Origin of the sequence: Burkholderia sp. R-40 (assembly GCF_049942845.1) — a bacterium.
Taxonomy (GTDB): Bacteria; Pseudomonadota; Gammaproteobacteria; order Burkholderiales; family Burkholderiaceae; genus Burkholderia; species Burkholderia ambifaria.
On sequence record NZ_CP187967.1, the window covers coordinates 970,834 to 984,775 of the forward strand.

General features: G+C 66.7%; 11 protein-coding genes and 1 tRNA gene. 7 read left to right on the plus strand and 5 right to left on the minus strand.

What is annotated here, in order from left to right:
• Positions 1 to 39: 39 nt before the first annotated feature.
• From ACP26O_RS04445 to trxB, 3 genes are all read right to left on the minus strand, one after another.
• Entirely contained in the window at positions 40 to 663 is a 624-nt protein-coding gene (locus tag ACP26O_RS04445) for a trimeric intracellular cation channel family protein (RefSeq protein WP_006750823.1), read from the minus strand.
• Positions 650 to 1,429 (minus strand): Smr/MutS family protein, encoded by a 780-nt coding sequence (locus tag ACP26O_RS04450; protein ID WP_175664103.1) that lies wholly within the window; start codon positions 1,427 to 1,429, stop codon positions 650 to 652. The genes ACP26O_RS04445 and ACP26O_RS04450 overlap by 14 nt, the downstream gene beginning before the upstream one ends.
• 135 nt (positions 1,430 to 1,564) lie before the next feature.
• Positions 1,565 to 2,527, minus strand: coding sequence for a thioredoxin-disulfide reductase (trxB, locus tag ACP26O_RS04455; RefSeq protein WP_006750825.1), 963 nt, complete (start codon positions 2,525 to 2,527; stop codon positions 1,565 to 1,567).
• 301 nt (positions 2,528 to 2,828) lie between these two features.
• Between trxB and ACP26O_RS04460 the strand changes: the two genes are divergently transcribed.
• The 3 genes from ACP26O_RS04460 to ACP26O_RS04470 all read left to right on the plus strand — a co-directional run bounded on the left by ACP26O_RS04460 (position 2,829) and on the right by ACP26O_RS04470 (position 7,419).
• A complete protein-coding gene (locus ACP26O_RS04460; RefSeq protein WP_126227313.1) occupies positions 2,829 to 5,138 on the plus strand; it encodes a DNA translocase FtsK in 2,310 nt (769 codons plus the stop codon).
• Positions 5,139 to 5,184: 46 nt separating this feature from the next.
• Positions 5,185 to 5,874: an outer membrane lipoprotein chaperone LolA gene (lolA, locus tag ACP26O_RS04465; protein ID WP_006750827.1), complete on the plus strand. Its 690-nt coding sequence runs from the start codon at positions 5,185 to 5,187 to the stop codon at positions 5,872 to 5,874.
• A gap of 234 nt (positions 5,875 to 6,108) precedes the next feature.
• Positions 6,109 to 7,419, plus strand: coding sequence for a replication-associated recombination protein A (locus ACP26O_RS04470; RefSeq protein WP_175664102.1), 1,311 nt, complete (start codon positions 6,109 to 6,111; stop codon positions 7,417 to 7,419).
• A gap of 37 nt (positions 7,420 to 7,456) precedes the next feature.
• Here the strand turns inward: ACP26O_RS04470 and ACP26O_RS04475 are convergent, their stop codons facing one another.
• Positions 7,457 to 7,723 carry a DUF2164 domain-containing protein gene (locus tag ACP26O_RS04475; RefSeq protein WP_006750829.1) on the minus strand — a complete coding sequence of 89 codons (267 nt, stop codon included), beginning with the start codon at positions 7,721 to 7,723 and terminating at the stop codon, positions 7,457 to 7,459.
• A 249-nt stretch (positions 7,724 to 7,972) separates the two neighbouring features.
• Here ACP26O_RS04475 and serS point away from each other — a divergent pair, with 249 nt between their 5' ends.
• The 3 genes from serS to ACP26O_RS04490 all read left to right on the plus strand — a co-directional run bounded on the left by serS (position 7,973) and on the right by ACP26O_RS04490 (position 11,415).
• Positions 7,973 to 9,274: a serine--tRNA ligase gene (serS, locus tag ACP26O_RS04480; RefSeq protein ID WP_175664101.1), complete on the plus strand. Its 1,302-nt coding sequence runs from the start codon at positions 7,973 to 7,975 to the stop codon at positions 9,272 to 9,274.
• 114 nt (positions 9,275 to 9,388) lie between these two features.
• Positions 9,389 to 9,479: transfer RNA gene (locus tag ACP26O_RS04485), tRNA-Ser, on the plus strand.
• 400 nt (positions 9,480 to 9,879) lie between these two features.
• Positions 9,880 to 11,415 carry a methyl-accepting chemotaxis protein gene (locus ACP26O_RS04490; RefSeq protein ID WP_175664100.1) on the plus strand — a complete coding sequence of 512 codons (1,536 nt, stop codon included), beginning with the start codon at positions 9,880 to 9,882 and terminating at the stop codon, positions 11,413 to 11,415.
• Positions 11,416 to 11,451: 36 nt separating this feature from the next.
• On the opposite strand, the gene ACP26O_RS04495 is transcribed toward ACP26O_RS04490, so the two are convergent.
• Entirely contained in the window at positions 11,452 to 12,612 is a 1,161-nt protein-coding gene (locus tag ACP26O_RS04495; RefSeq protein WP_175664099.1) for an alkane 1-monooxygenase, read from the minus strand.
• 537 nt (positions 12,613 to 13,149) lie between these two features.
• On the opposite strand from ACP26O_RS04495, the gene ACP26O_RS04500 reads away from it, so the two are divergent.
• Entirely contained in the window at positions 13,150 to 13,803 is a 654-nt protein-coding gene (locus ACP26O_RS04500) for a GNAT family N-acetyltransferase (protein WP_244098983.1), read from the plus strand.
• Positions 13,804 to 13,942: the final 139 nt, after the last annotated feature.

The window sequence follows — 13,942 nt, forward strand, 5'->3', positions numbered from 1 at the left end:
CTTTCATTTTTGCATGTGGCGACGCGCGGCGCGGCGGCGTCAGTGCGGCAACCGCACGTCGAACTTGAACGTCGCGAGCCGCGCGACGAGGATGAAGCCGGTCGCGAACAGCACGCTGTACACCGAGTCGAACTGCAGCCACGCGAGCAGCAGATAGAACCAGCAGCCGACGAACGCGCAGGTCGCGTATGGCCGCGAATCGCGCAGGATCAGCGGGATGTCGTTGCACAGCACGTCGCGGATGATGCCGCCGACCACGCCGGTGATCACGCCCATCATCACCGCGATGAAGCGCGGCATCTCGGCATCGAGCGCGATCGCGGTGCCCGAGATGCTGAAGATGCCGAGCCCGATCGCATCGGCCACCAGCAGCAGCCGCTCGGCCGACAGCCGCGACAGCATCCGCAGCACGATCGGCGCGAACAGCGCGAGCACGAAGATCGCGATCACGTAGTCGTCGTGGATGACCCAGTAGAACGGCCGGCGTTCGAGCAGGATGTCGCGCAGCGTGCCGCCGCCGAACGCGGTGGCGAGCGCGACGACGAACGTGCCGACCGAGTCGAGGCGGTTCTTGCGCGCCTCGATGAAGCCCGAGATCGCGAAGGCGAGCGTCGCGATCGCTTCCAGTATCGAGATCGCGAGCGTCAGCCTAGGATGCGGCACGCGGCCCCCGATCGGCGGGGGCCGGCAGCGGCTGCAGCAGCACGAGCACCGCGCCCGCGCCGCCGTCGTGGCTGCGCGCCTCGCAGAACGCGATCACTTCTTCCTTCTGCACGAGCCACGCGCGCACCTTGCCTTTCAGCACGGGCTCCTTGCCGATCGAGCCGAGCCCCTTGCCGTGGATCACGCGCAGGCAGCGCAGCCCCTTCTTGCCGGCTTCGCGGATGAATTCCGCGAGCGCGTCGCGCGCCTCGTCGCGCCGCATCCCGTGCAGGTCGAGCTGCGCCTGCACGATCCATGCGCCGCTGCGCAGCTTGCGCACGACCTCGCGGCTGATGCCCGGGCGGTGGTAGTACAGCGATTCGTCGCTGTCGAGCAGCGTCTCGGGATCGAATTCGTCGGACAGCGTCGCGTTCAGCACGTCTTCCTCGTCGCGCTGCGTCTGCTTCGGCACGGGGTCGGGCGGCGTGCGGCCGGGCTTCGCGCGCGGCGGCGTGTTCAGCGGCTGGATCGCGCCGATTTCGTTGCGGAACAGGTTCGCGTCGGCTTCCGCCTGGCGCGCGACCTTCGCGGTTTCGACGCGGGCGCGCTCGCGGCGGTCGGCTTCGCCTTGCAGCGACTTGCGCAGCGCGCCGAGGCCGGCCAGGCCCTGGCCGCGCAATGCGGCGGCATCGGGTGCGGGCGGGGGCGCGGCGGGCGCCGGGTTCGCGGGACGGGCGGCGATCTGCCGCTTCGCGGGATCGCTCGGATGGGGCTGGTTCTTCGCCATGATTCGGTAACCGGGCAGGCGCGTTCGGACGCGCGGGCACAAAAAAGCCGCTGCACGGCGGCAGCGGCTTTCCGGTCAAGCCCGCTTCGCGGCAGCGGACGCCATTGTAGCGCCCGGCGGCCGAACGCTTGATGCTTACTTCTTGTCGTGCAGGCCTTCGAGGTAGCGCTGTGCGTCGAGCGCGGCCATGCAGCCCGTGCCGGCGCTGGTGATCGCCTGGCGATACACGTTGTCCTGCACGTCGCCGGCGGCGAACACGCCCGGCACGCTGGTCGACGTCGCGTTGCCGTGCAGGCCGCTCTTCGTCAGGATGTAACCGTCCTTCATCTCGAGCTGGCCCTGGAACAGGTCGGTGTTCGGCTTGTGGCCGATCGCGACGAACACACCCTGCACGTTGAGGTCCTGCGTCGCGCCGGTCTTCACGTTCTTGATGCGCAGCCCCGTGACGCCCGACTGCTCGCCGGTCACTTCGTCGAGCACGTGATCCCACTTGATGTCGACGACGCCTTCCTTTTCCTTCTCCAGCAGGCGGTCGATCAGGATCGGCTCGGCGCGGAACTTGTCGCGGCGGTGAATCACCGTGACTTTCTTCGCGATGCCCGTCAGGTAGAGCGCTTCCTCGACGGCCGTGTTGCCGCCGCCGATCACCGCGACTTCCTGGTTGCGATAGAAGAAGCCGTCGCACGTCGCGCAGGCCGACACACCCTTGCCCATGAAGGCTTCCTCGGACGGCAGGCCGAGATACTGCGCGGACGCGCCGGTCGCGATGATCAGCGAGTCGCACGTGTATTCGCCCGAATCGCCGATCAGCCGGATCGGCTGTTCGTGCAGTTTCGCGGTGTGGATGTGATCGAATACGATTTCGGTGTTGAAGCGCTCGGCGTGCTCCTGGAAGCGCGCCATCAGTTCCGGGCCTTGCACGCCCTTTGCGTCCGCCGGCCAGTTTTCGACATCGGTCGTCGTCATCAGCTGGCCGCCCTGCGCGATGCCGGTGACGAGCACCGGGGACAGGTTGGCGCGTGCCGCGTAGACGGCAGCCGTGTAGCCGGCGGGGCCGGAACCGAGAATCAGGACTTTGGCGTGTTTGGGCGTGGACATGTGCGAATCCGTAAAAGGCGGCCGCGGCGGGCGGGATAAGGCTCGCCGGACGGTCTGGGTTGACCGGGATGCCGTCATAGATGGGTATCAGACGCGCATTATAAAGGCCCCGTTGCTGCACTGCCGAACGAGAGTTTCAATCGTCGCGATAGCGTTTGCCGGGACGCGGCTCGCGGCCAGGCTTCATGCACCCGGCCCTCTTATGTAACCGTCATTTACACTTGGCGGCCCGGTGCAGCGTTTACAATGAGCGCGATCGAACGACAGGCGGGCCCGCGGCCCGTCCTCTTTATACGGATTCATGGCAAAAGCTCCTTATTCCGCCCAGGCACAGGCGTTGCCGCACCGGATGTCGAAGCTCCTCACGGAGATCCGCTGGATTCTCCAGGTCGCGCTCTGCGCTTTTCTGGTGATGGCCCTGTTGAGCTACAGCCGGCGCGATCCGAGCTGGACGCACGCGGCGCAGGTGGACCACATCTCGAACTGGGCCGGCCGCGTGGGCGCGTGGACGGCCGACATCATCCTGCTGCTGTTCGGCCTGTCGGCCTACTGGCTGATCGTGCCGCTCGGACGGCGCATCGCGGTCAACTACCGGCGCATCACGCGTCACGAGGCGGTCGTCGACGAACCCGAGCGGCCGATCGGCTGGCTCACCGAGATCTTCGCGTTCGTGCTCGTCGTGCTCGCGTGCGACGGCATCGAGGCGCTGCGGATGTGGTCGCTGAAGGTGCAGTTGCCACGCGCGCCGGGCGGCGTGATCGGCGAGGCCGTGGCCGGCGCGATGTCGCACGCGTTCGGCTTCACCGGCGGCACGCTGCTGCTTTTGATCGCGCTCGCGATCGGCCTGTCGCTGTATTTCCGCTTCTCGTGGCTGTCGGTCGCCGAGCGCGTCGGCGGCGCGATCCTGTCTGCCGTCAACGTCGCGAAGCTGCGCCGCGAGGCCGAGCGCGACCGCAAGCTCGGCGAGGCCGCGGCCGTGCGCCGCGAAGGCAAGGTCGAGGAGGAGCGGGTGCGCATCGAGGATCACGAGCCCGTGACGATCGTGCCGCCGGTCGTCACGCCGGCGAAGTCCGAGCGCGTCGAGCGCGAGCGCCAGGTGCCGCTCTTCACCGACCTGCCGGGCGATTCGACGCTGCCGCCGGTGTCGCTGCTCGATCCCGCGCCGAAGACGCAGGAAGCGATTTCCGCCGATACGCTCGAATTCACGTCGCGGCTGATCGAGAAGAAGCTGAAGGATTTCGGCGTCGAGGCGAGCGTCGTGGCCGCGTATCCGGGCCCGGTCGTCACGCGCTACGAGATCGAGCCGGCCACCGGCGTGAAGGGCAGCCAGATCGTCAACCTCGCGAAGGATCTCGCGCGTTCGCTGTCGCTCGTGTCGATCCGCGTGGTCGAGACGATCCCCGGCAAGAACTACATGGCGCTCGAGCTGCCGAACCAGCGCCGTCAGACGGTGCACCTGTCCGAGATCATCGGTTCTGAAGTCTATGCGGCCGCATCGTCGGCGCTGACCCTGAGCCTCGGCAAGGACATCGGCGGCAAGCCGGTGTGCGCGGATCTCGCGAAGATGCCGCACCTGCTGGTCGCGGGCACGACCGGTTCGGGCAAGTCGGTCGGGATCAACGCAATGATCCTGTCGCTGCTGTACAAGGCGACTGCCGAGCAGGTGCGCCTGATCCTGATCGATCCGAAGATGCTCGAAATGAGCGTCTACGAAGGCATTCCGCACCTGCTGTGCCCGGTCGTCACCGACATGCGCCAGGCCGGCCATGCGCTGAACTGGACGGTCGCGGAGATGGAGCGCCGCTACAAGCTGATGAGCAAGCTCGGCGTGCGCAACCTCGCCGGCTACAACAACAAGATCGACGACGCGGCGAAGCGCGAGGAAAAGATTCCGAATCCGTTCAGCCTGACGCCGGACGATCCCGAGCCGCTCGGCCGCCTGCCGAATATCGTCGTCGTGATCGACGAACTCGCCGACCTGATGATGGTCGTCGGCAAGAAGGTCGAGGAGCTGATCGCGCGGATCGCGCAGAAGGCGCGCGCGGCCGGCATCCACCTGATCCTCGCGACGCAGCGTCCGTCCGTCGACGTGATCACCGGCCTGATCAAGGCGAACGTGCCGACGCGGATCGCGTTCCAGGTGTCGTCGAAGATCGACTCGCGCACGATTCTCGACCAGATGGGCGCCGAATCGCTGCTCGGGATGGGTGACATGCTGTACCTGCCGCCGGGCAGCGGGCTGCCGGTGCGCGTGCACGGCGCGTTCGTCGCCGACGATGAAGTGCATCGCGTCGTCGAGAAGCTCAAGGAGCACGGCGAGCCGAACTACGTCGAAGGGCTGCTCGAGGGCGGCACCGCCGACGGCGACGAGGGTTCGGCAGGCGCGGGAACCGGTGAAGGCGGCAGCGAGTCTGATCCGCTGTACGACCAGGCGGTCGAGATCGTCATCAAGAACCGCCGCGCGTCGATTTCGCTCGTGCAGCGCCATCTGCGGATCGGCTATAACCGCGCGGCGCGGTTGCTCGAGCAGATGGAACAGTCGGGGCTCGTGTCGGCGATGTCGTCGAGCGGCAACCGCGAAATTCTTGTGCCGGCGCGCGACGCGGAATGAGTCCGCGGCGCCCGCGGCGCCGGCCACCCACGGAGAAAACCGCAATATGCAGCAACATTCGTTCGCATTGTCCCTTCGTTCGACGCGGCGCTGGCTCGGCGCGGCGCTCGCCGGCGCATCGCTGATGCTCGCGGCGACGCACGCGTTCGCGAGCGGCACCGAGCAACTGAAGGCCTTCGTGTCGCAGGTGCGTTCGGCGAAGGGCGAATTCACGCAGCAGATCGTCAAGGCGCCGAGCAAGGGCGCGAGCGCCGCGCAGGCCGCGCCGAAGCCGAACGACAATTCGAGCGGCACGTTCGTGTTCTCGCGTCCGGGCAAGTTCATCTGGACGTACCAGAAGCCGTACCAGCAGGTGCTGCAGGCCGACGGCGACAAGCTCTACGTGTACGACCGCGACCTGAACCAGGTCACCGAGCGCAAGCTGAACGGCGCGCTGGGCGCGAGCCCGGCCGCGATCCTGTTCGGCAGCAACGATCTCGACAAGAACTACACGCTGCGCGATGCGGGCGAGAAGGGCGGGATCGACTGGCTCGAGATGCTGCCGAAGGCGCAGGACACGCAGTTCCAGCGGATCGGCATCGGGTTCCGCAACGGCACGCTCGCCGCGATGGAACTGCACGACGTGTTCGGCAACGTCACGCTGCTCACGTTCACGAACATCCAGACGAATCCGCCGCTGAAGGGCGACACGTTCAAGTTCGTCGTGCCGAAGGGCGCGGACGTGATCAACGGCTGACGGCGTCGCACCGTTGTCCCGACACGGGCCTGCCGGCGACGGCAGGCCCGTGTTGTTTGGGGGCGCGGGCACCGGGCGCCGGGCACAGGGCGTGGGCACCGGCGCCGGGCACCAGGCGTGGGCACCGCGCGCGGGCGCCCGGCCCCCGCCCCCGGCGGCGCAGTCGCGCGGCTGTCATAATATTGGGTCCGGCGGCCCGTTCGGCCGCCATTGTCTGATCTGGAGCGAGGGTTCATGTCCGACCTGTTTCAAGTCGAGCCGCGCCGGCCGCTCGCCGAGGCGCTGCGGCCCAAGACGCTCGCCGAGGTGATCGGCCAGACGCATCTGCTGGGCGAAGGCAAGCCGCTGCGGCTCGCATTCGAATCCGGCAAGCCGCATTCGATGATCCTGTGGGGGCCGCCCGGCGTCGGCAAGACGACGCTCGCGCGCCTCACCGCGCTCGCGTTCGACTGCGAATTCATCGCGCTGTCCGCGGTGCTCGGCGGCGTGAAGGACATCCGCGAGTCGATGGAGCAGGCGAAGGACACGCTGAACCGCACCGGCCGCCACACGATTCTGTTCGTCGACGAAATCCACCGCTTCAACAAGGGGCAGCAGGATGCGCTGCTGCCGTTCGTCGAGTCGGGGCTGGTGACCTTCATCGGCGCGACGACCGAGAACCCGAGCTTCGAAGTCAACTCGGCGCTGCTGTCGCGTGCGCAGGTGTACGTGCTGCAGTCGCTGAACGACGACGAGATGCGTCAGTTGCTCAAGCGTGCGCAGGAAATCGCGCTCGACGGCCTCGCGTTCGACGACAAGGCGGTCGATACGCTCATCGGTTACGCGGACGGCGACGCGCGGCGCTTCCTGAACCTGCTCGAGCAGGCGCAGACGGCTGCTGCTTCCTCCCGAATCACGACCATCGATGCCGAGTTCGTCAGCAGCGCGATGACGCTGAACGCGCGGCGCTTCGACAAGGGCGGCGACAATTTCTACGACCAGATCTCGGCGCTGCACAAGTCGGTGCGCGGTTCGAGCCCGGACGGCGCGCTGTACTGGTTCTGCCGGATGATCGACGGCGGCGCGGATCCGAAATATCTCGCGCGACGGATCGTGCGGATGGCGTGGGAAGACATCGGCCTGGCCGACCCGCGCGCGCTGCAGGTGGCGAACGACGCGGCCGAAACCTACGAGCGGCTCGGTTCCCCCGAAGGCGAGCTGGCGCTCGGGCAGGCGGTGATTTATCTCGCGTGCGCGGCGAAGAGCAATGCTGGCTACAACGCGTTCAACCAGGCGATGGCGTTCGTCAAGCAGGACAAGTCGCGCGAGGTGCCCGTGCATCTGCGCAATGCGCCGACCAAGCTGATGAAGGAACTCGGCTACGGTCATGCGTATCGCTACGCGCACGACGAGCCGAACGCCTATGCGGCTGGCGAGACCTACCTGCCGGAAGGCATGCGCGAGCCGCGCTGGTACAAGCCGGTGCCGCGCGGGCTCGAAGCGAAGATCGCCGACAAGCTCGCGTGGCTGCGCGAGCTCGACCGCGAGGCCGGCAAGAAGGACTGACCGGCCGCACGCGGTGGCGGCCGCTGCGCCGGGTGCGTCAGCGCTTGCGGCCCGGCTGCTTCTTCCAGTACTCGAACGGCTCCGCGTGGCATTCGATGTCGAGTTCGGCGACGCGTGCGTGCAGGCGTTCCTGCGCATCGGCGATCGCGAGGTTGTAGATCGCCGGCGCGATTTCCTCGACGAAGAAGTGCAGCAGCGCGCCAGCCTGGATGTTGCCGATCGGCTCGTCCATGTTTTCTGTGAAATAGCGTTGCAGCGACGCGATCGCGCGGTCGCGGACATCCTTGTCCAGCTCGATTGCCATCGGGTTCCCTCGGGTGATGGTGATGCAAAGGCGGGTGTGTGACCCGCCGCTTTGCGCTCGGCCGGCCCGGCCGGCGCGGCTGTCGCGCGCTGCGCAGCAACGCTGCACAGAGCTGCCGACGCGCACGCCGGCAATGCGATACTGCCACGTCAGTCGCGCGTTTGCGCCGCTGTCCGTCCGGCCAATGCCGTGGCGAGCGCGCGGTGCGTTAGAATTCCCGTCTTACACAACGATTTCCCAAGTCCTCCCATGCTCGACATCCAGTTGCTGCGCAAAGACCTCGACGGCGTCGCGAAGCGCCTCGCCGATCGCGGCTACACCCTCGACGTCGCCGCGTTTTCCGCCCTCGAAGCGGAACGCCGCGCGATCCAGACCCGTACCGAAGAGCTCCAGGCGCGCCGCAACAGCCTGTCGAAGCAGATCGGCGCGATGAAGGGGAAGGGCGAGGACACGTCGGCCGTGATGGCTGAAGTCGGCGGGATCGGCGACGAGATGAAGGCGTCGGAGGCCAAGCTCGGCGAGATCCAGACGCGCCTGTCCGACCTGATGCTGGGCATGCCGAACATCGCGCACGAAAGCGTGCCGGTCGGCAAGGACGAAGCCGACAACGTCGAGGTGCGCCGCTGGGGCACGCCGCGCGAGTTCGACTTCGCGGTGAAGGATCACGTCGACGTCGGCACGCCGCTCGGTCTCGATTTCGAAACCGGCGCGAAGCTTGCCGGCGCACGCTTCACGATGCTGCGCGGCGCGATCGCACGCCTGCACCGCGCGCTCGCGCAGTTCATGATCGACACGCACACGCTGCAGCACGGCTACAGCGAGACGTACACGCCGTACATCGTCAATCCCGAGATCCTGTACGGCACGGGCCAGCTGCCGAAGTTCGCGGACGACATGTTCCGCGTCGAGAAGGGCGGCGGCGAGAACACGATCACGCAATACCTGATCTCGACGTCCGAGATTTCGCTGACGAACACCGTGCGCGAATCGATCGTCGAAGGCTCCGCGCTGCCGATCAAGCTGACCGCGCATTCGCCGTGCTTCCGCTCGGAAGCAGGCTCGTACGGCCGCGACACGCGCGGGATGATCCGCCAGCACCAGTTCGACAAGGTCGAGATGGTGCAGGTCGTCGCGCCCGACGCATCGTACGCGGCGCTCGACGAGATGGTCGGCCACGCGGAAGCGATCCTGCAGAAGCTCGGCCTGCCGTACCGCGTTGTGGCGCTGTGCACCGGCGACATGGGTTTCTCGGCCGCGAAGACGTTCGACCTCGAAGTGTGGCTGCCCGCGCAGAACACCTATCGCGAGATCTCGAGCTGCTCGAACACCGAGGCGTTCCAGGCGCGCCGGATGCAGGCGCGTTTCCGCAATGCGCAGGGCAGGCCGGAACTCGTGCATACGCTGAACGGTTCGGGTCTCGCGGTCGGCCGCACGCTGGTCGCGGTGCTGGAGAACTACCAGAACGCGGATGGCTCGGTCACGGTGCCGGAAGCACTGCGTCCGTACATGGGCGGCATGGAGCGAATCGACGCGCCTGCACAGGCGTCGTAACGCGGCCTTCAAACCCTTCGCAAAAAATTTGCAGAAAGGGCTTGTCAGCGAGGAAACGATCGTCTTATAATCTTTTTCTCGCGGAAACGACCAGCCGTGAGATGCAGCAAGGAAGGAGAGGTGGCAGAGTGGTCGAATGTACCTGACTCGAAATCAGGCGTACGGTTTCCCCGTACCGTGGGTTCGAATCCCACCCTCTCCGCCAAAATACGAAGCCCCGTGATCCGAAAGGATCACGGGGTTTTTCGTTTTGGGTCGCCGCTGCATGTGTCGATTGACGATGCGACGACAGCAGGGCAGCTATCGGCGCATTCGCTCGTGTCGACACCGACGCAGGTCGGCCACTCCCTGACCGGCGCGATCGTCGGGATCGACGGAGCCTATTTCGTCATGTTGTCGATCGTCGTCAGGTGCAGCCGGTGGCGGTCCCGCATACTTGCCGGGACAGTTGCGCCATGCGAGCCACATCCGGCCTGCCCGGCCGGCGCAGTACGCGGGCCCTCATCGCTTTCCTCTGCTTTAAGCCTTCGATGTCCGGGCCGTTAACACGGTGCGGCGGCCGGTACTCGTGCCGGTCGCATCGTTCTCCGTCGATTCAAGGTCCCATGAAGCTGAGCTACAAGATTCCCCTCGCATTCGCCATTGCGCTGCTGCTGATGTTCTGCGGTGCGCTGTACGGCATCCGCATCCTCAATCGGTCGATCGATACGTTCGCGAACGACGTGCAGACGCATGTCGCCAACGAGCGGCTCGTGTCGGCGACGCTCGTGCAGTTCAAGCTGCAGGTCCAGGAATGGAAGGACACGCTGCTGCGCGGCAAGCAGCCCGACAAGCTCGACAAGTACTGGCAGGCATTCCAGACGCGCGAGCGCGCAGTCGATACGCTCGCCGCGCAACTCGTCAACCAGTTGCCGTCCGGCGAGAGCCGCACGCTCGTCGAGCAGTTCATGCGCGCGCATGCGGCGATGGGCGACGGCTACCGGCGCGGGTTCGACGCATTCAAGGCCGCGGGTTTCGAGCCAACTGCCGGTGACGCGGCCGTGGCGGGCGTCGACCGGGCACCCGCCGAGTTGCTCGAGCGCGCGGCGAAGTCGATCGCCGACGAGAGCGCCGACGTGTCGGCGCAAGCGAGTCGCGACGCGCGCCGTGCGACCGCGACAAGCGTCGTGCTGATGCTGATCGTGTTCGGCATCGCGATGATCGGTGCGTTCCTGTTCAGCCGCGCGATCCTGCGGCCGCTCGATCGCGCGGTCGCCTGCGCGCAGGCGGTGGCCGGCGGCGACCTGACGCGCGACGTCGACGTGGCCGGCCGCGACGAGATCGCCGATCTGCTGCGCGCGTTGCGGACGATGCAGACGAGCCTGTCGGGTGTCGTGCTCGAGGTGCGTACGCATGCCGAAGCCGTCGCGACCGCGAGTGCGCAGATCGCATCGGGCAATCACGACCTGTCGTCGCGCACCGAGGCCCAGGCCGCGTCGCTCGAGGAAACCGCCGCCAGCATGACCGAACTGACGGATATCGTGCGCCAGTCGGCCGGGTACGCGCAGCATGCGGCGCAGCTGGCACAGGACGCATCGGACATTGCGTCCGCCGGCGGCAGTGTGATGACGGACGCCGTCGACACGATGAGCGGGATTGCCGCCAGTTCGGCGAAGGTCGGCGAGATCATCGCGGTCATCGACAGCATCGCATTCCAGACCAACATCCTCGCGCTGAACGCGGCCGTCGAGGCGGCGCGGGCGGGCGAGCAGGGGCGCGGCTTTGCGGTCGTCGCGTCGGAGGTGCGCACGCTCGCGCAGCGCAGTGCGGCCGCCGCGAAGGAGATCAAGGCGCTCATCGAGCAATCGACGCGGCGAGTCGACGAGGGCGCCGTGCTGATCGGCCGCGCCGGCGAATCGATCCACGAGATCGTCGGCGCGGTGCAGCGGGTCACGACGATCGTCGGCGAGATCTCGTCCGCATCACAGGAGCAGAGCGGCGGCATCCAGCAGGTGAACGTCGCGGTCACGCAGATGGATGAAGCGACGCAGCGCAACGCGGCGCTGGTCGAACAGGCGTCGGCCGCGACGCAGGCGCTTGCCGAGCAGGCGAGCGCGCTGCGGCACGCGGTCGCCGTGTTCAGGCTGCCGCAAGCCGCGTGACGATATCGCCGGCGACCGCGACCGCACCGCCTGGCATCACGCCGTGGCCGAATACTGCGCGAGCACGCGAGCGCGGATCGACGGCTTGATGTTCGATTGCGCCATGTTGCCGCCGTAGTGCGCGACGACACGCGGATTCATCACGCGATACCAGAGCGGCGGCACGTACGCGAACAGGATCATTGTCGCGTAGCCGGCCGGCAGTTGCGGCGAGTCGTCGAAGTGGCGCAGCGCCTGGTACGAGCGCGTCGGGTTCGCGTGATGGTCGGCGTGCCGCTGCAGCTGATACAGGAACAGGTTGGTGACGACGTGATTGCTGTTCCACGAATGCTGCGGCGCGCAGCGTTCGTAGCGGCCGCTCGGCAGCTTGCGGCGGCCGAGCCCGTAGTGCTCGACGTAGTTGACGACTTCGAGCAGCGACGCGCCGTACACGGCCTGGATCACGAGGAACGGGATCACGACCTTGCCGGCCATCGCGATCGCGATGCCCCACACGACGACGGTCATCGCCCATGCATGCAGTACCTCGTTGCGCCAGGTCCACGGCGAATGCCCGAGCCGCTCGAGGCGCGTCTTTTCGAGCCGCCAGGCCGAGCGGATGCTGCCCGTCACCGTGCGCGGCAGGAAGGCCCAGAACGATTCGCCATAGCGCGCGCTCGCCGGGTCCTCGGCCGTCGCGACGCGCACGTGATGGCCGCGGTTGTGCTCGACGAAGAAGTGCCCGTACGCAACCGGCGCGAGCGTGACTTTCGCGAGCCAGCGTTCGAAGCGGCTGGTCTTGTGCCCGAGTTCGTGCGCGGTGTTGATCGAGATGCCCGTCCCGGCGCCGAGCGACAGCGCGAAGCCGACGTAGTCGTACCACGCGAGCGCATGCGTGCCGACGATCCACACGCACATGAAGAACGCGATGTATTCGACCAGCGTCGCGAGATAGACGATGTAGCGGTAGTAGCGCGCCCGTTCGAGGTCCGGGACGACGGCTTCGGGCGGATTGTCGCGATCGTCGCCGATCAGCGTGTCGAGGATCGGAATCACGCCGAACGCGAACAGCGGGCCGAACCACCAGAACACGTGAAGGCCGGTCGACAACGCGAGCTGGGCCGAGAAGATCGGCAGCGTGATCGTCACCGCACCGAGCAGCCACAAATAACGCTTGCCATCCGACCAGCCCGAGGCCGATTCGTCGGTCGTTGCCATTGTCTCCCTCCTTTCGGGGCCGGCTCCTGCGCTTGCGGGCGCGGCGGCCACACGTGCACGTTTATCGTCGTTCGAATCGTCGTTGGTCCGCGACACGGCGCGCGGCACCGGATCGGTGTCCGGTTGTGCCAGTTATACGACCGTCGCGCACGCTTTCCAAACCCCGGCGCTAGGCATGAAACTCCAAACGGCAGGCCGTGGGTGATGCGGGTCGGGAAGGGCCGATACGGGGTGATTGAAACAGGCGCACGCAGGCCCGATCCCCCGTCCGGCCGGGGTCTCGTCAGAGGAATGCGTGTTGTGACGCTCGCATGCCTCCGGCGGCGAGCTTCGCAACGAATGTTGCAATGCAATAAGTGCGGCTCAACGACGTGCGGCGCGCCAGTCCTTTTCCGTACATATGTTACGAACGATTACGGCCGTGGCGATCAAATAGCGGACGCACGCTGCATGAATCCCATACATGACAAGGCGAGGAGGGCGACATGTCCGACCTTGCGGTGCGGTCGCCACGCATCGCTGCGCATCGCCGCACCAATGCTGCATCTGCACACCCGCGCGAGCGCGACATCCGTTGCCTTTCGATCCGCGCTGTCATTTGAAAATAACGATTTGACTCATGCCCCGCTTTCGGTTGAAGCTAGTAGCTTGCTGTCCGAAGGGGGCTGTGCCTGCATGAGTTCGACCTTGACCGTTCGTCGTATCGCTGCCGACCAGGGCCGCGTGTATCGCGAACTCCGCGCCGCGTCATTGCGTGAGCCCTACGCGCCCGGCGAAGCGCCGGAGGCCGAATTGCTGAACGTCGATGCCGACGCGGCGACGGCCATCGCCGCGCTGCGCGCCACGTCCGACGAGTCGACGACTTTCCTGCTGTACACCGAAGGCCATCCGGCCGGCATGATCGGCGCGTATTTCGACAATACGCCCGAGCGGCGCGCGTTCGTCAGCGAGCTGTGGGTCGCGCACGCGGTCCGTCATCTGCGCGGCGGCGTGCTGCTGCTGGAAACGGCCACCGCGTGGCTGGCCGAACGCGGTGCGCAGGACGTCTATGCATGGATCGCCGACGCAAACCGCAACGCCATCCGTTTCTACGAACGCGCGGGTTTCGGCAACACGGGCGAGCATGCACCAATCGCGCGCATGCCCGGCGCGATGAAGTCGTTGTTCGTGTCGCACTTCAACACACCCTGACGCATGAACGCGCGGGCCGCACGGCGCAATGAAGGCCCGGTCGCCCGTCCCACTGCCCCCCTTCTGGTCGCGCGTTCGCCGCGGCCTGGTTTCCCAAAAATGATGGCTGCACGCGTGGACGCCTGTAAAATACGCAAAA

Coding starts and splice junctions, on each gene's coding strand:
- ACP26O_RS04460 (WP_126227313.1), top strand. CDS start 2,829: ATGGCAAAAGCTCCTTATTCCGCCCAGGCACAGGCGTTGCCGCACCGG.
- ACP26O_RS04500 (WP_244098983.1), top strand. CDS start 13,150: ATGCTGCATCTGCACACCCGCGCGAGCGCGACATCCGTTGCCTTTCGA.
- ACP26O_RS04450 (WP_175664103.1), bottom strand. CDS start 1,429: ATGGCGAAGAACCAGCCCCATCCGAGCGATCCCGCGAAGCGGCAGATC.
- ACP26O_RS04475 (WP_006750829.1), bottom strand. CDS start 7,723: ATGGCAATCGAGCTGGACAAGGATGTCCGCGACCGCGCGATCGCGTCG.
- serS (WP_175664101.1), top strand. CDS start 7,973: ATGCTCGACATCCAGTTGCTGCGCAAAGACCTCGACGGCGTCGCGAAG.
- ACP26O_RS04495 (WP_175664099.1), bottom strand. CDS start 12,612: ATGGCAACGACCGACGAATCGGCCTCGGGCTGGTCGGATGGCAAGCGT.
- trxB (WP_006750825.1), bottom strand. CDS start 2,527: ATGTCCACGCCCAAACACGCCAAAGTCCTGATTCTCGGTTCCGGCCCC.
- lolA (WP_006750827.1), top strand. CDS start 5,185: ATGCAGCAACATTCGTTCGCATTGTCCCTTCGTTCGACGCGGCGCTGG.
- ACP26O_RS04470 (WP_175664102.1), top strand. CDS start 6,109: ATGTCCGACCTGTTTCAAGTCGAGCCGCGCCGGCCGCTCGCCGAGGCG.
- ACP26O_RS04490 (WP_175664100.1), top strand. CDS start 9,880: ATGAAGCTGAGCTACAAGATTCCCCTCGCATTCGCCATTGCGCTGCTG.